This is a genomic window from Pedobacter miscanthi, from assembly GCF_003315595.1.
GTDB classification, from domain to species: domain Bacteria; phylum Bacteroidota; class Bacteroidia; order Sphingobacteriales; family Sphingobacteriaceae; genus Pedobacter; species Pedobacter miscanthi.
This window is the reverse complement of record NZ_QNQU01000025.1, coordinates 71,957-91,539: the sequence shown is the minus strand read 5'-3', so window position 1 is coordinate 91,539 and position 19,583 is coordinate 71,957. Positions and strand designations below refer to the sequence as shown.

17 protein-coding genes and 1 pseudogene are annotated in these 19,583 nt (G+C 39.7%); 12 read left to right on the top strand and 6 right to left on the bottom strand.

Going from position 1 to position 19,583, the window contains the following annotated elements:
- The first annotated feature begins 453 nt into the window (after positions 1-453).
- The 7 genes from DRW42_RS23380 (at position 454) to rplT (ending at position 6,426) form a co-directional block, all read left to right on the top strand.
- A complete protein-coding gene (locus tag DRW42_RS23380; RefSeq protein WP_113951284.1) occupies positions 454-1,350 on the top strand; it encodes a hypothetical protein in 897 nt (298 codons plus the stop codon).
- A gap of 209 nt (positions 1,351-1,559) precedes the next feature.
- Positions 1,560-2,657 (top strand): acyltransferase family protein, encoded by a 1,098-nt coding sequence (locus DRW42_RS23375; RefSeq protein ID WP_113951283.1) that lies wholly within the window; start codon positions 1,560-1,562, stop codon positions 2,655-2,657.
- Complete coding sequence (locus tag DRW42_RS23370) at positions 2,654-3,148, top strand: hypothetical protein (RefSeq protein WP_113951282.1); 495 nt, start codon at positions 2,654-2,656, stop codon at positions 3,146-3,148. The genes DRW42_RS23375 and DRW42_RS23370 overlap by 4 nt, the downstream gene beginning before the upstream one ends.
- A 115-nt stretch (positions 3,149-3,263) precedes the next feature.
- On the top strand, positions 3,264-5,189 hold the full coding sequence (gene thrS, locus DRW42_RS23365) for a threonine--tRNA ligase (protein ID WP_113951281.1): 1,926 nt from the start codon (positions 3,264-3,266) through the stop codon (positions 5,187-5,189).
- A gap of 17 nt (positions 5,190-5,206) precedes the next feature.
- Positions 5,207-5,776 (top strand): translation initiation factor IF-3, encoded by a 570-nt coding sequence (infC, locus tag DRW42_RS23360; RefSeq protein ID WP_055911781.1) that lies wholly within the window; start codon positions 5,207-5,209, stop codon positions 5,774-5,776.
- A 29-nt stretch (positions 5,777-5,805) separates the two neighbouring features.
- A complete protein-coding gene (gene rpmI, locus DRW42_RS23355) occupies positions 5,806-6,006 on the top strand; it encodes a 50S ribosomal protein L35 (protein WP_010600880.1) in 201 nt (66 codons plus the stop codon).
- A gap of 75 nt (positions 6,007-6,081) precedes the next feature.
- The gene (gene rplT, locus DRW42_RS23350) at positions 6,082-6,426 is read left to right on the top strand and encodes a 50S ribosomal protein L20 (RefSeq protein ID WP_025144714.1); all 345 of its coding nucleotides are present in this window, start codon (positions 6,082-6,084) and stop codon (positions 6,424-6,426) included.
- Between the two features lie 398 nt (positions 6,427-6,824).
- Here rplT and DRW42_RS23345 read toward each other — a convergent pair whose 3' ends face one another.
- On the bottom strand, positions 6,825-8,276 hold the full coding sequence (locus tag DRW42_RS23345) for a DUF294 nucleotidyltransferase-like domain-containing protein (RefSeq protein ID WP_113951280.1): 1,452 nt from the start codon (positions 8,274-8,276) through the stop codon (positions 6,825-6,827).
- Positions 8,266-8,937 (bottom strand): 3'-5' exonuclease, encoded by a 672-nt coding sequence (locus tag DRW42_RS23340; protein ID WP_158544389.1) that lies wholly within the window; start codon positions 8,935-8,937, stop codon positions 8,266-8,268. Before DRW42_RS23340 ends, DRW42_RS23345 begins: the two co-directional genes overlap by 11 nt.
- A gap of 237 nt (positions 8,938-9,174) precedes the next feature.
- Between DRW42_RS23340 and DRW42_RS23335 the strand changes: the two genes are divergently transcribed.
- Positions 9,175-10,464 (top strand): M16 family metallopeptidase, encoded by a 1,290-nt coding sequence (locus DRW42_RS23335; protein ID WP_244215357.1) that lies wholly within the window; start codon positions 9,175-9,177, stop codon positions 10,462-10,464.
- 12 nt (positions 10,465-10,476) lie between these two features.
- Positions 10,477-11,760 (top strand): M16 family metallopeptidase, encoded by a 1,284-nt coding sequence (locus tag DRW42_RS23330; protein WP_113951278.1) that lies wholly within the window; start codon positions 10,477-10,479, stop codon positions 11,758-11,760.
- A gap of 251 nt (positions 11,761-12,011) precedes the next feature.
- Here DRW42_RS23330 and DRW42_RS23325 read toward each other — a convergent pair whose 3' ends face one another.
- The 3 genes and pseudogenes from DRW42_RS23325 to DRW42_RS23315 all read right to left on the bottom strand — a co-directional run bounded on the left by DRW42_RS23325 (position 12,012) and on the right by DRW42_RS23315 (position 15,917).
- Complete coding sequence (locus DRW42_RS23325) at positions 12,012-12,749, bottom strand: MIP/aquaporin family protein (RefSeq protein ID WP_113951277.1); 738 nt, start codon at positions 12,747-12,749, stop codon at positions 12,012-12,014.
- Positions 12,750-12,824: 75 nt separating this feature from the next.
- Positions 12,825-14,314, bottom strand: a pseudogene (gene glpK / locus DRW42_RS23320) (glycerol kinase GlpK).
- Between the two features lie 34 nt (positions 14,315-14,348).
- Entirely contained in the window at positions 14,349-15,917 is a 1,569-nt protein-coding gene (locus tag DRW42_RS23315; RefSeq protein ID WP_113951276.1) for a glycerol-3-phosphate dehydrogenase/oxidase, read from the bottom strand.
- Positions 15,918-16,075: 158 nt separating this feature from the next.
- Here DRW42_RS23315 and DRW42_RS23310 point away from each other — a divergent pair, with 158 nt between their 5' ends.
- Together DRW42_RS23310 and DRW42_RS23305 are read left to right on the top strand one after the other, a co-directional pair.
- Positions 16,076-16,840: a DeoR/GlpR family DNA-binding transcription regulator gene (locus tag DRW42_RS23310; protein ID WP_113951275.1), complete on the top strand. Its 765-nt coding sequence runs from the start codon at positions 16,076-16,078 to the stop codon at positions 16,838-16,840.
- A 44-nt stretch (positions 16,841-16,884) separates the two neighbouring features.
- Positions 16,885-17,274, top strand: a complete 390-nt coding sequence (locus tag DRW42_RS23305) for a response regulator transcription factor (protein ID WP_113951274.1) — start codon at positions 16,885-16,887, stop codon at positions 17,272-17,274.
- A 194-nt stretch (positions 17,275-17,468) separates the two neighbouring features.
- Here the strand turns inward: DRW42_RS23305 and DRW42_RS23300 are convergent, their stop codons facing one another.
- On the bottom strand, positions 17,469-18,482 hold the full coding sequence (locus DRW42_RS23300) for a zinc-binding alcohol dehydrogenase family protein (RefSeq protein ID WP_113951273.1): 1,014 nt from the start codon (positions 18,480-18,482) through the stop codon (positions 17,469-17,471).
- 122 nt (positions 18,483-18,604) lie between these two features.
- Here DRW42_RS23300 and DRW42_RS23295 point away from each other — a divergent pair, with 122 nt between their 5' ends.
- Complete coding sequence (locus tag DRW42_RS23295; protein ID WP_113951272.1) at positions 18,605-19,444, top strand: AraC family transcriptional regulator; 840 nt, start codon at positions 18,605-18,607, stop codon at positions 19,442-19,444.
- Positions 19,445-19,583 lie beyond the last annotated feature (139 nt).

Genomic DNA, 19,583 nt, shown 5'->3' with positions numbered 1-19,583 from the left:
AGAAGAATTTCATCGTAAAAAGAACCACCAATCTTTGTTAAGTAAACCTGAACGGCAGTGTTATCCCGATTTAACAACAAATATCATCTTTAATCGGGATTAAGCAGAGGGCAGGGCTGCTGCAACCGAAGAGGTACAGGAATTGCTTTTCAAAAAAAGTGATATGCCCTAAAATATTTTAAACCCTGCAGGTTTCGAACTTGGAAANAATATTTTAAACCCTGCAGGTTTCGAACTTGGAAATATAATGTAGAAAAGAAGTCAAGTTTTTAAAACTTGACTTCTTTGGTTATAAACCTGCAAGGTTTGGCAGCACTAATTGTAAAAAATAAATTACAACTGCTTTTATACACCTGGTTTTAACACATTTTAACAAGCTTTACGTTACAATCTACAATACCTTTGTTAAACCTTTTAAAGGCTTTCGTATCTAACTCACAAAACAAAATCAGAATGAAAAAAATATTCATCGCGTTATTAGGGATAATGTCTGTTGCAACTGTTGCAAATGCACAGAAAAAGACTTCTGGCGCAATACAGTTCGAAAATACCATCGATCCGGCCGCTATGGCATCAGCCAGTGGTATACAATTAACCGACCAGATGAAAGCCCGCATGCCTTCATCAAGCAAAACCAATTTTGAGTTATTATTTACCGCAACAAACGCCAGTTATATGCCTGTTGAAGAAACGGAAGATAGTAACGGTGCAGGTGGTGGTGGCGGCGGAATGGGCCGTATGATGATGCGTTTTGGTGGTGGTGGCGGTAACCGCGAATACTATTATACTTTTGCGGATAAAGGACTAACCGAGGTATTCGACTTAAATGATACCACTTATTACATGCCGAGCAAATTAACTTTGTCTACTTCAGGCCCCATCGGCTCGATGAGGATGGGCGGCGGAAACCCGAACGATACTACTAAGCCAAAACCTGCAGCACCAACCATCGAAGTGGTTAAAACAGATTCTACCAAACAGATTTTAGGTTTTACCTGTCACCAGGCGATTGTAAGATCAACCAGGGCAATTAAAATCCTGGATATGGATAAAAATGTAGTGGAAGAAACCAAAATCTGGTATACGAAAGATTTAGGTTTCGATTTTTCTCCAAACCCAAATATGTGGACAGAAGGCGCAGTTTTAGCCATCGAAGGCAGGGGTAACAGCTCCATCGCAAAAAGCATTGAATACAGAAATGTAAGTGCTAAAGATGTAACCGCGCCTAAAAAAGCAAAACTGATTACTGCCGACGAGTATAAAACTAAAATGGAGAACATGATGAAACGTTTCAGGCAAAACAGACCTGGTGGTGGCGGTGGCCAGATCAGGGCATTCGGAATGAATTAAGCCTAAGTTAGACTTCCGAAGTTGGCGTGGCACAGCGCCAAGGCACAAACTTCGGAAGTTTAAACCACCATAATAATGCTATCAGCCCCGATGTAAAACCGGGGCTTTTTTTGTATCATTTTTGAATATTATGCTCCATTGGCCGTTGTAATTTTGCCATATAAAACAAGAATGGCTATTATTGGAGCGAAAACTATAAACTAGCCAAAGTGATTACAAAGGAAAACAAGACAAACCTATTAGCAAGCAAGCAGCATTTCGAAATTTTAGATGGATTGAGGGGCGTAGCGGCCATAGTAGTGGTGATTTACCATTTTATGGAAATCGCCATTACCAATTACAACAAGAATTTTCTTTCACATGGTTTCCTGGCGGTAGATTTCTTTTTCTGTTTATCTGGTTTTGTAATTGCTTATGCTTACGATAGTCGTGCGCCACACATCGGAATTACACAATTCTTTAAATTAAGGCTTATCCGTTTGCATCCGCTGGTGGTTATCGGTTCCGTTTTAGGTCTTATTACTTTTCTGATCGATCCATACAGCGATCTTTATGAAGTTTATGGATTAGGAAAAACCCTTCTTTTATTTTTATCCTCGGCGTTTTTAATTCCTTACCCGGCCATGCCCGAGCGGTACACCAATTTATTTTGTTTAAACGCACCGGCCTGGTCGTTATTTTGGGAATATATTGCCAATATTTTTTACATTTTTATACTTTACCGTCTGGGTAAAAAATCATTAATCGTTTTAGTTGCGATAGGAGCGGCATGCCTCTGCTATGTAGCTGTTCGTGCTACCAACGTAGGTGGCGGCTGGGGTGGACAAAACTTCTGGGACGGCGGAGCAAGGGTACTATATTCTTTTACTGCCGGTATGCTGGTTTATCGTTTAAACTGGATAATCAAAAATAAATCAGGCTTTTTAGGCATGATTGTGCTTTTACTGGCCGCCTTTTTAGTTCCCTTTAATGATAAATACAATTTTATTACTGAACCAATACTGGTTTTATTTTACTTCCCTTTTTTGGTGGCTTTAGGCGCAGGCACTGTATTAAATCCAAAGTTCAAAAAGATCTGCAATTTATCGGGCGAAATATCTTATCCGCTTTACATGGTACATTATCCATTTGTATGGATATTTTTAACCTATGTAGCCGAAGTTCAGCCCGCGGCATCTTCACTTTGGGTGGTTATTCCGGTATCGGTATTGCTGTTAATTCTTTTCTCTTACCTAGTGATGAGATTTGTAGATATCCCCTTGCGTAAATACCTTAAAAGAAAATTTTTAATTGATAACAGACTATGAAATCTTTAAAACTTGTTTTGCTTGCCCTTGCTCTGATGATGATGTTTAGCTGCAATTCCTCTACCGATGATTATGCCTATAACGAGAAAGTAACTTCAGTTTTTTTACGCGAAATGAAACAGATCGACGAAACGGACAGTGTTTTTAGAGACACAACAAAGGTTTATTCAAAAGAATTTTCTGATTCTGTTTCACTGGGCCATAAAGCAGAAAACCTGATCAATAATTCAAAAATGGATCTTGCAGACCTTGCGGATCTGAAACCAGGTAAAGCTGCTTTAAAATTTAACGAAGGAATAACAGCATATCTAACATCCATAAACGATTATGGTAAAACAGCCCAAGAAATGTTGCAGGCAAAAAACATTAGTGACAAGAAAAAACTGCACAATGAGCTCATGATCAAGTATGAAAAACTGAATAGCTACCCTGATCGTTTATTGGAAATACAGAAAACATTTCTGAGCGACGCCGGCCTGCAGCCAAAGTAGAATTTTAAGTTTATCTATTAATTATCTTGTAAAAATCGTATCTTTGCACAAAATAAAATCACATTGTAAGTGATCTTTAAAACCTTTTTATTTAAAATTTAAATCATAGTTGTAGATGATTAACATTACTTTACCTGACGGTTCTGTCCGTCAGTACGAAAAGGGCACTTCTGCCCATCAAATTGCATTGTCAATTTCCGAGGGCTTAGCCCGTAACGTGTTAGCCGCAGAGGTTAATGGCGAGGTTTGGGATTCAACAAGACCAATCGAAGCTGATTCATCAGTAAAATTATTAACCTGGAATGATGCAGCCGGAAAATCAACTTTTTGGCATTCATCGGCCCACTTAATGGCTGAGGCTTTGGAGGCGCTTTATCCGGGCACTAAGTTTGGTATCGGTCCGGCAATTGAAACCGGTTTTTATTATGATGTAGACTTTGGCGACCGCGAATTTTCTTCGGATGATTTCAAAGCCATCGAAACCAAAATGATCGAACTGGCTAAACAAAAGGAAACTTTTGTGCGCGAAAGTGTAAGCAAAGCTGATGCGGTAAAATACTTTACCCAAAAAGGCGATGAGTACAAACTCGATCTGATTGACGGCCTGGAAGATGGTAAAATTACCTTCTACACTCAGGGTGCATTTACCGATTTATGTCGCGGTCCACATATTCCCAATACTGGTTTTGTAAAAGCGGTAAAACTGATGAATGTGGCTGGCGCTTACTGGCGTGGCGATGAAACCAAAAAACAGCTAACCCGTATTTATGGGGTAACTTTTCCGAAGGCGAGCGAGCTGAGCGAATATCTGCTGATGATCGAAGAGGCTAAAAAACGCGATCACCGTAAACTTGGAAAGGAACTGGAACTATTCGCTTTCTCAGAAAAAGTAGGAATGGGTTTGCCGTTATGGTTGCCTAAAGGAACTGCTTTGCGCGAACGTTTGGTTAACTTTTTAACTAAAGCACAGGCTAAAGCGGGTTACGAGCAGGTGGTAACACCTCATATTGGTCATAAAAATTTATATGTAACCTCTGGTCACTGGGAGAAATACGGTAAAGATTCGTTCCAGCCGATTAAAACCCCGCAGGAAGGAGAGGAGTTCTTCTTAAAACCAATGAACTGTCCGCACCACTGCGAGATTTACAAAACAAAACCGCGTTCTTATAAAGATCTTCCGGTTCGTTTTGCAGAGTTTGGTACTGTTTACCGTTACGAACAAAGTGGCGAGTTACATGGTTTAACCCGTGTACGTGGCTTTACTCAGGATGATGCCCACTTGTTCTGTATGCCAGAGCAGGTTAAAGAGGAGTTTAAAAAAGTAATTGATTTAGTGCTTTATGTATTTAAATCATTAGGTTTTGAAAACTATACTGCGCAGGTTTCGTTAAGAGATCCGGAGAACAAAGCGAAATACATTGGTTCTGACGAGAACTGGAGGTTATCTGAAAATGCGATTATCGAGGCAGCTGCCGAAAAAGGCTTAAATACTGTTGTAGAATATGGCGAAGCCGCTTTCTATGGTCCTAAGCTCGATTTTATGGTGAAAGATGCTTTGGGTAGAAAATGGCAGTTAGGCACTATTCAGGTTGATTATAACCTGCCGGAGCGTTTCGAACTGGAATATACTGGTAGCGATAACCAGAAACACCGTCCGGTAATGATCCACCGTGCACCGTTTGGTTCATTGGAAAGATTTATCGCCGTACTGATTGAGCACTGTGCCGGAAACTTCCCTTTATGGTTAAGCCCTGAACAGTTTATTATCCTTCCTATTTCAGAAAAATATGAAGAATATGCAAAAAAAGTTTTAGATGAGCTAAATAATTCCGATATTCGCGGGCTGATTGACTTCCGGGATGAAAAAATCGGTCGTAAAATACGCGATTCGGAAGTTAAAAAGATCCCATATATGCTCATTATCGGTGATAAGGAAATGGCAGAAGGAAAAGTTTCTGTTCGTAAACACGGTGAGGGAGATTTGGGTGAAATGACCTTGGAAGAGTTCAACAATTTATTAAGAAAAGAAATAACAGTTTAAATTAAAATAGTACAAATTTGGCATTAGGAAGACCAGGATTTAACAGGGGACCACGTCCGCCTTTTAAGAAAAAAGAAGCAGAGCATAACATTAATCAGTATATAAAATCGCCCGAAGTGCGTTTAGCTGGCGATAATGTTGAACCGGGGATTTATCCTTTGGCGAAAGCTTTGGCGCTTGCTGATGAACTGGAACTGGATTTGGTAGAAATTTCTCCAAATGCGGTACCACCAGTTTGTAGGATTATTGATTACAGTAAATTTGTTTACGAACAAAAGAAAAAGCAGAAAGAGATTAAATCCAATGCTAAACAAACTGTAATTAAGGAGATTCGTTTTGGTCCTAATACCAACGATCACGATTTCCAGTTTAAACTAAAGCATGCGATAAGCTTTTTAGAGAACGGTGAGAAGGTTAGGGCTTACGTGCATTTTAAAGGAAGGGCAATTGTATATAAAGAACAGGGAGAAATTTTATTATTGAAATTTGCCCAGGCTTTGGAAGATGTAGGAAAAGTAGAGTTGTTACCTAAGTTAGAAGGTAAACGTATGTTCCTTACAGTTGCACCTAAAGTAGCAAAAAAATAAAAATAGGTTTATAAATTAAAAAACAGGTTATGCCAAAAATGAAAACCAATTCCAGTGCTAAAAAGCGTTTTTCGCTTACTGGAACAGGTAAAATCAAAAGAAACAAAGCATACAAAAGTCACATCTTAACAAAGATGAGTACTAAACGTAAACGTGCTCTTGGAAATGCAGGAATTGTAACTGACGCAGATTCAGGTAACGTTAAACGTATGCTTTGCATCGGAAAGTAATTTATTAATTTCACCAGGTATCAGGCATTAAAGTTCCATTAATTTGGGCGCCGCTTACCAAAAAACAACAACAACATGCCACGTTCGGTAAACGCAGTAGCTTCGAGAAGAAGAAGAAAAAAAATCCTTAATCTAGCCAAAGGCTATTGGGGAGCAAGAAGTAAGGTTTATACTGTTGCTAAAAACACAGTAGAAAAAGGTTTGCAATATGCATACCGTGACCGTAAAGTTAAGAAAAGAGAATTCCGCGGATTGTGGATCCAACGTATCAACGCTGGTGCACGTCAACACGGTATTTCTTACTCTCAATTGATCGGTAAACTAGCTTCAAAAGAAATCGGTTTAAACCGTAAAGTATTGGCTGATTTAGCAATGAATCACCCAGAAGCTTTCAAAGCTGTAATTGATGCAGTAAAATAGAAATTTTCGCCCAGGCGATAATCATATTTAGAAAAGGTTCCGATGCAAATCGGGACCTTTTTTTGTTTTATTTACTCGTCATCTCGACTGGAACGCAGTGGAATGGAGAGATCTATCTCGAGGCAGATTTCTCGACTTCGTTGCACTCGGCTCGAAATGACGTACAGAGGTAAGCTTCCGATGCAAATCGGGACCTTTTTTTGTTTAAAAGAAGGACCGCCACCCTGTCCCGATTTCACATCGGGATAAGGGTCTTTTTAAAAACATATTTATAGCATGATAGATGCTGAAATAAATTCAGCATGACGGAATTGATTGAGAGATTTACGAGGTCTACCGGCACTATGCCTGTCAGACCTCGTAAGTCTTTAAAACGCCAAACGCAATTCGCTAAGCGCTTATCCCAGCGTATTCGTAAACTTCATCCTGATTCCGCTCTGAAAGTTCTGGATAATCTTAAATATCTCAATTAACGTTACCTTTTCGATTTTAGTTAAAGTATTAATTTCGATAAAATTGTTCGGTGCAGCCTGGTCTTTTGTAATCAGATAGGCCTGATGTTTTAAACGTAAGCCCATCAGGTAATAATACGATTGTGACAGTTCGTTATATTGCGCTTCGCTAAACACACCGAGTTCTTTTAAAGCCTTCAGGCGCTCACCTGTATTTTCTTTTTGAAATATCCTGTTCTGTAAAGCATAAACCCTTACCAGATCCACTATGGGGGTCATGGCGGTTTTAATATCGAAAACTTCTTTCTTATGGATTTTCTGCGTCCTGATGTTTCTGAAATAGGTTAAGGGAGGTTCATATAATAAAGCATTTTTGGCCAGGTATACATAAAACTTTTCGATGGGCTTTTGGAGTTCTTCATCCACAAAACTTCTCAAACTTTGCATAATGTCCAGATCGCCATAAATCGCCCTGCAATCAAAAAAAGCTGCAAATTTAACGGCAGCTTCGGGCAAGGCCTCTTCTATCCAGTTTTTATAGTTGTATTTCCAGTGCGATAAAGAATGTGTCCAGTTTGGATTGGTGGCCATATAATCGCCATCACAATATACAAAGCCTGCAAAATTTAATTTGTCGGAAACCTGCGTAGCCAGATCAAGGAAATAGGAGCGTACAGCAGCCCTGTCGTCTTCTGAAGTATCTTCGTAGATAATGGCGTTGTCCTGATCGGTTTTTAAGCTCATTTCTTTCCTTCCTTCACTACCCAGAACCATAAATACAAATTTTACAGGTGGCGGTCCCAGTTTCGAGATCACCTCTTCAATAATCTTAAAAGAAATGGTATCGGCAATGGTGGTCACCACCTCGTTAACAATTTTAGCATGTACACCCCTTGCCAGTAACTGGGCAACAATGCCCGGAACTTTTTGCCATTTGTGTTTTAAATCGGTCGTATTTACAGCGGATTTTACCGATTGGATAAAAACCAGCGGCGATTCTGCCTGCTCACTCAATAACCTGTTCCTGCTTAAAAAACCAACATAATTACCATTATCTTTCACCAGAAGATAACGCGATTTTTTGCTGAACATCATTAATATCGCTTCGTAAACATAAGCGCTGGGCGAAATGGTTACAATGTTAGTATCCATTACGGCACTAACCGGTAAATTCGTATCCAGCTGCTTGGCTATTACTTTATCACGCAAGGTAATGTCTGTTGCAAAGCCTGAATAGGTATCATTATCATCTTTAACAAAAAGGCAACTGGTTTTAAACTCGGCCATTTTAATTGCCGCTTCAAAAATGGGTGTATCAGGACTGCAGCTCACTATTTTTTTGAAAGTGATATCGCCAATACGGGCGGTATAAATTTGATCTGCTAATTTATCTTCCATTAAAAAATCCTTGTATAATCTTCTTAAGCGAAAATGGTTTTCTCTTTTCCTTGTTAAAAGTATGCTCCTGGTGATAAGCTGAAGTTAAGCTTATTTTACCAGTTTCTAAAAGATGGAAAAAGATTTTAGCTGTATTTAAAGCGTCAGATAAGGCATTGTGTACATTTTCAGGTACTTTACTAAACAATACGGTATAAAATTTATCGAGTTTTAAATAACTGATTACGGTATTGGTAATATAGGGCGCGCTTGCTTTCATGGTGCAGAAAAAAACGAGATCTTTAAAAATGTTTTTCCTGTCGAGCCGGTGCAGTTCTACATTCACCATGTGATACTCAAGTTCGATGAAATGTCCGATTACCAAAGGGTGGTATTTTTCAATATCATCAGCAAAAGCCAGCATCACTTTTTCTTTGTCTTCGCCATTGGTCTGCAAGTATTCAGCATCAATATGGTGCACTTTTAAAGCAGCCTTATCAATTTTAACCCCAATATTGTTAATATAATGATTTTCGCGTTTAATTTCCTGATGGTATTGATCGTAGATGATCCAGGCAATCTGTATAATATGCGGCCAGTTTTTTTCGCTGGAATAAGGTGCCGACCAGTTTTTAGGTAAACCAGATGTTTCAGTATCAACAACTAAGAAATATTCCTGCAATTTTAAATGGTTAGGTAAATGTTCTCCCTTCAAATATAATTAAATATCCGAAACTGATAGACTATAAATCTGCCTGAAAATATTTTATGTTAAAAGAAAATATTATTTGTTAAAGTGAAAGATTTGAAGTTATTTGCTGCTCAAATTTATTTAATTATGCGCTCGCGATTATTTTGCTCCATTGCATTGATTTTATGCTTTGGATCTGCTTTTGCCCAGGAAAAGCTTAGTGAAAACATGCACTTTAAAAAACTGGATAACGGTTTGGAAGTGCTGGTGGTGGTAGACCGTACCGTGCCTTTAGTTACCATCGAAATGGCCTGTAGAAATGGCTCTTTTACCGAAACAGATGAATTTAATGGTTTAAGTCACCTGTACGAACACCTGTTTTTTAAGGCCAATAAAGATTATCCTGATTATGAGCGTTTAAATACCAGGATGAACGACCTGGATATCAACTCCAATGCCACTACACGAGAAGAGGTGGTAAACTATTTTTTTACCCTTCCTGCTGCCAATCTAAAATCAGGATTGAGTTTGATGAATTCTTCAATCCGTTATCCAAAATTCATCAAAGAGGATATGGCGATGGAAAATGAAGTGGTTAACGCTGAGTTTACGAGGCACGAATCGAGTCCGATTTTTGCATTGATGGAAGCCAATTCGCGTCACATGTGGGGAGCCAATTACTCCCGTAAAAACGTAATCGGCAGTCACGAGGTGATTTTGTCCGCCACACCATCCAAAATGGATTCCATTAAAAACAAATATTACTGGCCTAATAATTCAGTTCTGGTAATAGCGGGTGATGTAAAAGTTGATGAAGCTTTTAATTATGTGAATTATATTTTTAGCGGCTGGAAACGATCGCCGTTTGATCCATTTACGAAATGGCCGATACCAGAATTTAAGCCTTTAACAAAAAACGACTATTATTTTGTCGAATCCAATAAAAGTCCGGTTCCATATATGCTGTTTAGCTGGCATGGACCTGATACTCGTAACGATATACCTGCAACTTATGCGGCTGATGTTTTTTCGTTTATTGTGAATCAGAATGGATCAAAGATGAAACAGGCATTAATTAATTCGGGCCTGGCACAACAGGCCGACGTGAATTATTACACTCAAAAATATACCGGACCGATTAGTTTTATGGTAAGCCCAAATCCGGCAAAAATAAAAGAATGTTATCAGGAAGTGCTTAAACAGATTTCTTTATGGACGAATGAAGATTATCTGTCTGACCTGCAGATTGAAAGGGCAAAGCGTTTATTGTCGATAGAGCAGGTGCAAAGGAGAGAAGTAACATCTGATTATGCGCATTTGCTTTCATTTTGGTGGGCATCGGCATCCATTGATTATTATACGCACTACGAAGAAAATGTAAACAAGGTAACACGCAAGGATTTAATCGATTATGTACGCAAGTATATCAAAGATAAGCCTTATTGTGCAGGTTTAATGATGGATAAAGCCGGCATGAATGAAGTAAAACCTGAAACCTTTTTTAAATCCAACCCATAACGCAACGCTCCAATGAAAAAGTTTATATTTTTTATCAATCTTATTTTAATGTCGCACTTCGTGGGTGCGCAAACGCGGGCTATATCTTTTGACGTTAACGGCTTGAAAGTCATTCTCAAACCTACCCAGAAAGAAACTTTTAGTGTAAGTATGTTTTTTAGGGGCGGTGTGATGAATTACAATGCCGAAAGGGCAGGGATTGAGAATTTGGCTTTAGCTTCTGCTGCTACTTGTGGCACTAAAAATTATAGTGTTGTAGATTATCAGGAACTGGCAGATGAGTACGGAATTGAAATTGCTGGGTCATCTACAACCGATTATGGTACAATCAGCATGGATTGTATTTCAAAATACCTTGATCAGGGCTGGAAACTCTTCTCTGATGCAATTGTAAACCCCGCATTTGACAAAACAGAATTTCAGAATACAAAAGAACGTTTAGTTACCGGCATTTCTCATAGCCAGTCTGACCCTGAAACAAGGGTAGAGCAGATGAGCATGGAAAGTATGTTTAAGGATTCTCCTTACAGCATCAATCCGATGGGTAATAGTAAAACGGTAAGTGCTTTTACTCCCGAAACCGTTAGTAATTATTACCATAACGAATTGTTAAACAAGAATAAGATGTTTTTGGTGGTTGCAGGCAACATCACCAAAGAAGAACTGGAAAAGAAAATAAGGGCGTCTTTTGGTACGCTTAAAGGAAAACCTTATACTCCTCCGGTTTACGACCGCAAAACACTTACAGGCGAGCATTTGGTGGTTGAGCAGCGTGATATTGCCACCAATTATATGAGCTGTATTATGAATGCACCTACTATGAACAGTGCCGATTATTATGCTTTCGTATTAACCATAAACGCTTTAAGCGGCAGTATGAATTATGAACTGCGCACTAAACAGGGTTTATCTTATGCTCCGGGTGCAACCATCAGAATGCAACAAATTCCATATACATCGATGTATGTGAGCACTACGCAGCCTAAAAAAGCTTTTAAAGCGATAATATCGGTTTACAACAATATTAAAGAAGGTCAATATAGTCAACGTTACCTTGATGCACTTAAAAAAGATCACCGCGATGGTTACTATAGGCACCAGGAAAGCGCAAGTTCAATTGTAAGCGATTTAGGAGAAGCTGAGGTACTTGGAAGTTATACCATAATTGATGACATGGTTGCTAATTTCAACAAAGTGACTTTAGAAGATATGAAAGCTGCATTTGCTAAATACATGAAAGGTGCGATTTGGGTGTATCTGGGTGATGAACAGGTGGGGAGAGCTGCTTTTCAGTAGCATATCTAACTCAAAAACCTCGCAGGTTTCTGAAACCTGCGAGGTTTGATTACTAAAAAAAGTATTGTCCTCGTTTGTAACGAGGATAGCTGAGAATGGCTATTTTATCGCCATTGTTATGCTGTAATCGCATTAAAAATGCAAACCTCATACATCCTCGTTCCAAACGAGGACGATAGCAAGATAGATCTCTCCATTCCACTACGTTTCAGTCGAGATGACGATTTGAAAAAACTGCTTGGTTTGTTATTCTACTTCCCAATCAATAAAAAAGCCACAGCGGCCAATACTGATCCGATAACCGGACCAACAACAGGTACCCAGGCGTAAGACCAATCGCTGCTACCTTTACCCTTCATAGGGATTAGAGCATGAACAATCCTCGGACCTAAATCCCTGGCTGGATTGATGGCATAACCTGTAGTTCCACCTAAAGCTAAACCAATTACCCATACTAAAAAAGCTACCGGGATGGCGCCCATCGATCCTAAACCAATCGGTGTAACGGTTTCTTTGGTACCCATACTGGCATCTGTAAAATGGAAAATCACAAATATTAACACAAAAGTGCCAATGATTTCTGAAGCCAGATTAGATATTTTATTCCTGATGGCTGGGGAAGTGGCAAAAGGAGCGGCTTTTAAACCTGAATCTTCTGTGGCATCGAAATGGTCTTTATAAATAACCCATACCAAAAATGAACCCGTCATGGCGCCGGCTATTTGTGCAAGAATATAGTAAGGCACCAGGCTCCAGCTAAAACCTTTACCAATGGCCAAACCCAGGGTAACAACAGGGTTTAAGTGTGCGCCACTGTACGGACCAGCCACAACAACACCTACAAAAACGGCTAAGGCCCAGGCGGTGGTAATTACAATCCAGCCGCTGTTATTGCCTTTTGTATCTTTAAGCACTACGTTGGCGACTACTCCATTTCCTAAGAGGATCATTAATGCCGTGCCGATAAATTCTGCGAGATATGCGTTCATAATAATTTAAGCGATTTAAAATTTATAATTCAGAAATAAAAGACCCTGAACTAAATTCAGGGTGACGACTTACTGTTAATCTTCTGCATTAACCCTGGCTGCTTTTACTGCCCTGTTCCATCCTTTTATTCTTTCAGTATTATCTATTCCTTCTTCGGCCGTAAAGGTTCTGTTTATTTTCCACTGATCGCGGATCTGGTCGATACTTTCCCAAAAGCCAATAGCTAACCCGGCAAGATAGGCTGCACCTATGGCCGTAACTTCGGTTACTTCAGGTCTGATTACTTTGCAGTTCAACAGGTCGGCCTGAAACTGCATTAATAAGTCGTTGCTTGTTGCGCCACCATCTACACGGAGTTCGGCAATACTTACACCCGCGTCGGCTTCCATGGCTTTTAATACATCCATGGTTTGGTAGGCAATACTTTCTAAAGCAGCTCTGGCAATGTGCGATTTATTTGTGCCACGCGTTAAACCCGTTATGGTGCCGCGGGCATGCTGATCCCAGTGGGGGCGCCTAAACCTGCGAAAGCCGGAACGACATAAACACCATCGGTATCTTTTACTTTTTTAGCCAACGTTTCTACATCTGCAGATCTGGAAATAAAGCCCATTTCGTCTCTAAGCCACTGCACAACCGCTCCCCCAATAAAAATACTCCCTTCTAAAGCGTAATTTACCTGACCATTAATCTGCCAGGCAATGGTGGTGAGTAGGTTATTTGCTGAAATTTTTGGTTTTTCACCAATATTCATCAGCATAAAACAACCTGTGCCGTAAGTGTTCTTTACCATACCCATTTCGGTGCACATTTGCCCGAACAGGGCCGATTGCTGATCACCTGCAATACCGGCAATTGGAATTTTAGCCGCCAAAATCCTTCCGGCAGTTTCGCCGTAAACCTCGCTCGATGACTTTACTTCCGGCAACATAGCTTTTGGAATGGAGAACAATTCGAGCAACTCATCGTCCCAGCTTAAAGTATGAATGTTGTAAAGCATTGTACGCGAAGCATTGGTGACATCGGTAACATGTTTATCACCTGCGGTTAATTTCCAGATCAGCCAGGTATCTATGGTTCCGAAAGCCAGTTTTCCGGCTTCGGCTTTTTCCCTAGCACCCTCAACGTTTTCCAAAATCCATCTGGCTTTTGTTGCAGAGAAATAAGAATCGATGATTAAACCCGTTTTATCCTGTATTTTGCCAGCTAAACCTTTAGCCTTAATTTCGTCGCAATAGGCAGAAGTCCGCCTGTCTTGCCACACAATCGCATTATAAATCGGCAATCCGGTCTCTTTATCCCAAACTACCGTGGTTTCGCGCTGGTTGGTAATCCCAATGGCACTAATATCGTTTACGGTAAGGCTTGCCTTAACAATTACTTCGGTTACAACGGCCAATTGTGTCGACCAGATTTCCATCGGATCGTGTTCTACCCATCCGGCCTTAGGATAGATTTGCGTAAATTCTTTTTGTGCAATGGCCACTATTTCACCATTGTGGTTAAAAATAATGGCCCTCGAACTCGTGGTTCCCTGATCGATAGATAAGATGTACTTGCTCATAATTAATATTTGGTTCTGGGCAATGCCCGCAAGGTTATTTTATAGGTTGATGATAAAGATAACCATCAGCTAATGTATTAAAAGTTTCAATCTGTTCGGTTTCCCAGTGTTGATCTGCCGATAATTCTCTGGCCAGGAGCGAGGCAACTTTAGGCGCTACATCTTTTGCAGCCTGTGCATCGATAAATAATATCCTTAATCGCCTGCTTAAAATATCTTCTACGGTTTCGGCCATTTCGTGCCTTGCAGACCAAACTACTTCAGCTTCAGTAAAAGGAAAAAGAGCATGCAGTTTTGCACTGAGTTCCGGGTTTTGTTTTATAAGTGCTTCAATATGAGTACGGTCTGATCCATAAATTGCTAAATGATCATTTTCTTCAACAGGGATACTCCCATGAATGCTTAAATTTTTGGTTACACAGGCTTTTGGCGTTAAGCCTGCATGGGTAATGACCAGATTAACTGTTTCTTCAGCCATGCGGCGATAAGTGGTCCATTTTCCACCAGTTATGGTGATTAATCCTTTGGCCGAAACAATTAGTTTATGGTCGCGGCTGATTTCTTTTGTGCTGTTCCCATCGCCATTTGTTGGTGCTGCCAGTGGGCGCAGACCGGAAAATACGCTCAAAATATCATTTTCCAAAGGTTTACGGTTAAAATAGCTGGCGGCAGTAGCCATAATAAAATCCACTTCTTCTTTTAGTGCCCTTGGTTCGAGGCTGTGCTCATCTAATGGGGTGTCGGTAGTGCCCACAAGTAAATGATCGTGCCATGGAACAGCAAATAATACACGGCCATCAGAGGTTTTGGGGATCATTAAAGCCGATTCGCTATTCAGGAAACTTTTTTCCAATACTACATGCACACCCTGGCTCGGGCGAACCATTCTTTTAGAATTGGGATTGTTCATCTGCAGAATGTCATCAACAAAAACACCGGTTGCGTTAATTACCACTTTACCATGATAACTGGCTTTTACACCTGTAATTGCATCTTCTGTTTCAATTCCTGTTACCGTTTCGCCATCTTTTAATAATCCGGTCACTTTGGTATAATTTAACAAAAAGGCTCCTTTTTCGATAGCGGTTTGGGCAATATTAATCGCTAAACGGGCATCATCGAATTTCCCATCATAATATCGGATACTACCTTTCAGGCCTTTTTCTTTAATGCCCGGCATCATAGCAAGGGTTTCTTTTTTAGAAAAATATTTAGATTTGCCGAAACTGTATTTGCCCGCAAGCCAATCGTATAATGTAAGTCCGGTTAAATATTTGATCACTGAAAACCAATCGTAACAGGGGATCAGGAATGCTTCTTTATGTACCAGATGTTTAGCGTTCTGTTGTAATAGGCCACGCTCTTTGAGTGCATGCCTTACCAGGCCGATATCGCCCTGTGCAAGGTATCTTACGCCGCCATGTACCAGTTTGGTACTTCTGCTTGAGGTTCCTTTTGCAAAATCAGCCTGCTCTACCAATAAAGTTTTAAAACCACGGCTTGCTGCATCCAGTGCTGTGCCCAATCCCGTTGCCCCGCCACCAATGATAATCAGGTCCCAATTTACGTTATCTGCGATTTGTGGCTGATGTAGTCTTTTCATTCTGATTTGTAAAAGTAATAAAACGAAACAATATGTAATTATACGAAATATTGATCGAAATAATAAAATATCTCTGTTAAAAATTTATTAATTATTTGTTCAAAATATTTTAAAGATTGTTTTTATTGCTAATTTGCAGCCTGCTAATTAAATATACTATGATGAATTTGGCTGAAAGGCACCAGTTTATTTTAAGTCGCCTGCAACGCGATCAATATATAAACGTGGTTGATTTATGTAAGGAACTGAAAGTTTCGTCTGTAACAATAAGAAAGGACTTAAAACTGCTTGAAGATAAAAGTTTATTGTTTAGAACGCATGGTGGCGCTACGGTAAACAACCCATACACGGTTGATCGTCCGGTTAACGAGAAAGAAAAAATACAGTCTACCGAAAAGAATAAAATTGGTATCGCTGCTGCAGCCCTGTTGAATGATAATGATTCTATCGTAATCGCCTCAGGCACAACGGTACTCTATTTTGCCAAAAATATTGCGCCTGCAAGTAGTTTAACGGTGGTTACTTCTGCATTAAATGTTGCTTTAGAATTGATGCGCGAACCAAGCATAGAAGTAATACAACTCGGCGGTTTGCTCAGAAAAAGTTCATCATCCGTAATGGGTGCTTACGCCGAGCAGGTGTTACAGGATTTTTATTTCAATAAACTGTTTTTAGGGGTTGACGGGATTGATCTTGATTTCGGATTAACTACAACGAACGCCATGGAGGCACATTTAAACCGTAAAATGATCGGTGCGTCGCAAAGAACAATTGTACTGGCCGATTCGACCAAATTTGGAAAAAGAGGCTTTGGAAAGATATGCGGATTAGAGGAAATTGACCATATTATTACGGATAAAGGAATTTCTGAACAAATTGTAAAACATTTAGAAGGTTTGGGTGTTACTGTTACTATCGTGTAGCGCATTCCACGCCGGCGGTATATCCCAAACATATTAATTTGAACATGGAAAAAAAACGAATACACATTTTAGAAGACGATCAGGAGATCAGAAACGTTATTGAAATACTGTTAAAGGAAGAAGGTTTTGAGCTACAGCTTTCATCATCGTTTGCAGAGCTTAAAAAGAATATCCAGGATGCAATGCCTGATCTTTTCCTGTTGGATGTAATGTTACCTGACGGAAATGGGGCAGAAATCTGTGAAGATTTAAAAAACGATATTTTTACCAAACACATCCCGATTATTGTAATGTCTGCACAAAATAACAGCGAGCAAAAAGCTATTGATGCATTGGCGGATGATTACATTAGTAAACCTTTCGATATAGATGATGTTCTGGAACGTATTAATGCACAGTTAAAAAGAAGTTCGGAAAACAGAACTACAGTTTAAGAAAGCAAAATATTAAAAAGAGAGTAGTTTAGATAGCTTCTCTCTTTTTTTATTGTTTAATTCCTCACAAATTATCGTCAGCGAAACTCCCTTATATCGTCATTTCGAGCGGAGTATAACGAAGTGGAGAAATCTACTCGGGATAGATCTCTCCGTTTCGCTGCGCTTCAGTCGAGATGACGGCCCTTGAGATACTAATATTCAATCACCACTTTACCAATCGTTTTACCACTTTCGAGCAAACGGTGTGCTTCTTTTAAGTTTTCTACGGTAAATCCTTTCAATGTTTGTTTCAGCGTGGTTTTGATTTCTCCTTTATCCAGAAGTTCGGCAACCTGATTTAGAATCTGATGTTGTTCTTCTATATCGTCTGTTTGGAACATCGAACGGGTGTACATCAGCTCCCACGAAAAAGTAACACTTTTATTTTTCAACTTGTTTAAAGCGATCGGAGTGGCTGAACCAGTGATGGATACAATATGGCCCTGTGGTTTAATCAGTTCCACTATTGCATCCCAATAACTGTTAAGGTCAACAAAATCGAGGATGAAATCTACCTCGTTAAAACCTGCAGCATGTACTTCTTCAACCAGGTTTTTATGATCTACCACCACATCAGCACCCATGGCTTTACACCACTCTTTTGTTTCTGGCCTTGAGGCTGTGGTAATTACTTTTAAACCACTTACTTTTTTGGCAAGCTGTATCGCAATCGAACCTACGCCACCTGCGCCACCAATAATCAAAATGCTTTTTCCTTTGTCTTTTTGTTCGCTGATCCGGATACGGTCGTAAAGTGATTCCCATGCCGTAAGTGCAGTTAATGGCATGGCTGCTGCTTCGGCAATACTCAAAGTTTTTGGTTTTAGTCCAACAATGCGTTCATCAACCAGTTGGTATTCGGCGTTTGAGCCACTGCGGGTAAGGTCACCGGCATAATAAACTTCGTCTCCGGGTTTAAAAAATGTTATTCCATCGCCAATTTCTTCTACTGTCCCAACGGCATCCCAGCCAATTACTTTTGGGTTTTCTAGTACGGTGTCTTTCGCGCTGTTCTGGCGGATTTTAAAATCAACGGGGTTTACACTGATGGCTTTGATCTTGACAAGGATATCGCGTCCTTTTGCTTGTGGAACGGGTGTTTCAAATTCGATAAAACTTTCGCTTTCGTTTATGGGTAGTGAGGTTTTAAATCCTATTGCTTTCATGGTTTACTGATTATTTTAATACTAATTTATTCTTTTTTATATAGCAAATATAAACCGATATGGTTTTATAATCCGGTATAAATTCGCTATTAATTAGTAAATTTGCGCCTGGTTTTTGTAGCATGATTAAAGAAACTTTATACGAACCCTACGAAATTGTTTATCAAAAGCTCGATGAATGTCCGAAATATGGGCATAAACACTTGTTTTTCGAACTGGTTTATGTTTTGTCGGGCAGTGGTAAACAATGTATCAATAATAACAAGTTCGATTACCGTGCCGGACACATGTTCCTGATTACACCCGATGATTGCCATTCGTTCGATATTGAAAATACGACAGAATTTTTCTTTCTGCGTTTCGGGAATGTTTATCTGCGCTCTAAGGATTTTCATACGGATGATGTGAAAAGATTGGAATATATCCTTCAGAATGCCAGTCACCAGCCAGGTTGTATCCTTAAAAATTTTTCAGATAAACCCTTAGTTAAATCGCTGATTGAGGCCATGATTGCGGAATATGTAAACCGTGATCTTTACAATAAAGAGCTGATCACCAAAATGGTCGATACCATGATTGTGCTGGTAGCACGTAACATTGCCAAATACCTGCCTGCCAGCATTAAGGAAGATTCGGAACAGAAAACACTTGATCTGTTAAACTATATACAGGCGAATATCTATAATCCGGAGAAACTGAGGGCCGAAAAGCTGAGTGCTGAATTCGGGATTTCTGAAAATTATTTTGGTAAGTATTTTAAAAAGCAAACCAAAGAAACGCTACAGCAGTACATTGCCAATTTAAGGATCAAACTGATCGAAGCGCGTTTGCGTTTTAGCGATATGCGGATTAATGAAATTGCTTTCGAACTTGGTTTTACCGATGAAAGCCATTTGAACAAGTTTTTTAAATCGCAAAAGGGGATGAGCCTTAAAGCCTACAGGAGTTTGGTGGCGAGTTGAGTGAAATATTTTTTTATGTGGTTGTGCTCCGTTAAGAGTTACGGGATTACTTAGTTAAGAAATCTATCTCGTGATAGATCTCTCCATTCCACTGCGTTCCAGTCGAGAGGACGACAGTCTGTCAATGGCAATTAATTTC

Excerpts from the sequence above, each read along its gene's own strand:
- DRW42_RS23310 (WP_113951275.1), top strand. The coding sequence starts at position 16,076 with ATGATGAATTTGGCTGAAAGGCACCAGTTTATTTTAAGTCGCCTGCAA.
- DRW42_RS23335 (WP_244215357.1), top strand. The coding sequence starts at position 9,175 with ATGCACTTTAAAAAACTGGATAACGGTTTGGAAGTGCTGGTGGTGGTA.
- DRW42_RS23345 (WP_113951280.1), bottom strand. The coding sequence starts at position 8,276 with ATGGAAGATAAATTAGCAGATCAAATTTATACCGCCCGTATTGGCGAT.
- thrS (WP_113951281.1), top strand. The coding sequence starts at position 3,264 with ATGATTAACATTACTTTACCTGACGGTTCTGTCCGTCAGTACGAAAAG.
- DRW42_RS23300 (WP_113951273.1), bottom strand. The coding sequence starts at position 18,482 with ATGAAAGCAATAGGATTTAAAACCTCACTACCCATAAACGAAAGCGAA.
- DRW42_RS23330 (WP_113951278.1), top strand. The coding sequence starts at position 10,477 with ATGAAAAAGTTTATATTTTTTATCAATCTTATTTTAATGTCGCACTTC.
- rpmI (WP_010600880.1), top strand. The coding sequence starts at position 5,806 with ATGCCAAAAATGAAAACCAATTCCAGTGCTAAAAAGCGTTTTTCGCTT.
- DRW42_RS23315 (WP_113951276.1), bottom strand. The coding sequence starts at position 15,917 with ATGAAAAGACTACATCAGCCACAAATCGCAGATAACGTAAATTGGGAC.
- DRW42_RS23295 (WP_113951272.1), top strand. The coding sequence starts at position 18,605 with ATGATTAAAGAAACTTTATACGAACCCTACGAAATTGTTTATCAAAAG.
- rplT (WP_025144714.1), top strand. The coding sequence starts at position 6,082 with ATGCCACGTTCGGTAAACGCAGTAGCTTCGAGAAGAAGAAGAAAAAAA.
- DRW42_RS23380 (WP_113951284.1), top strand. The coding sequence starts at position 454 with ATGAAAAAAATATTCATCGCGTTATTAGGGATAATGTCTGTTGCAACT.
- DRW42_RS23305 (WP_113951274.1), top strand. The coding sequence starts at position 16,885 with ATGGAAAAAAAACGAATACACATTTTAGAAGACGATCAGGAGATCAGA.
- DRW42_RS23370 (WP_113951282.1), top strand. The coding sequence starts at position 2,654 with ATGAAATCTTTAAAACTTGTTTTGCTTGCCCTTGCTCTGATGATGATG.
- DRW42_RS23325 (WP_113951277.1), bottom strand. The coding sequence starts at position 12,749 with ATGAACGCATATCTCGCAGAATTTATCGGCACGGCATTAATGATCCTC.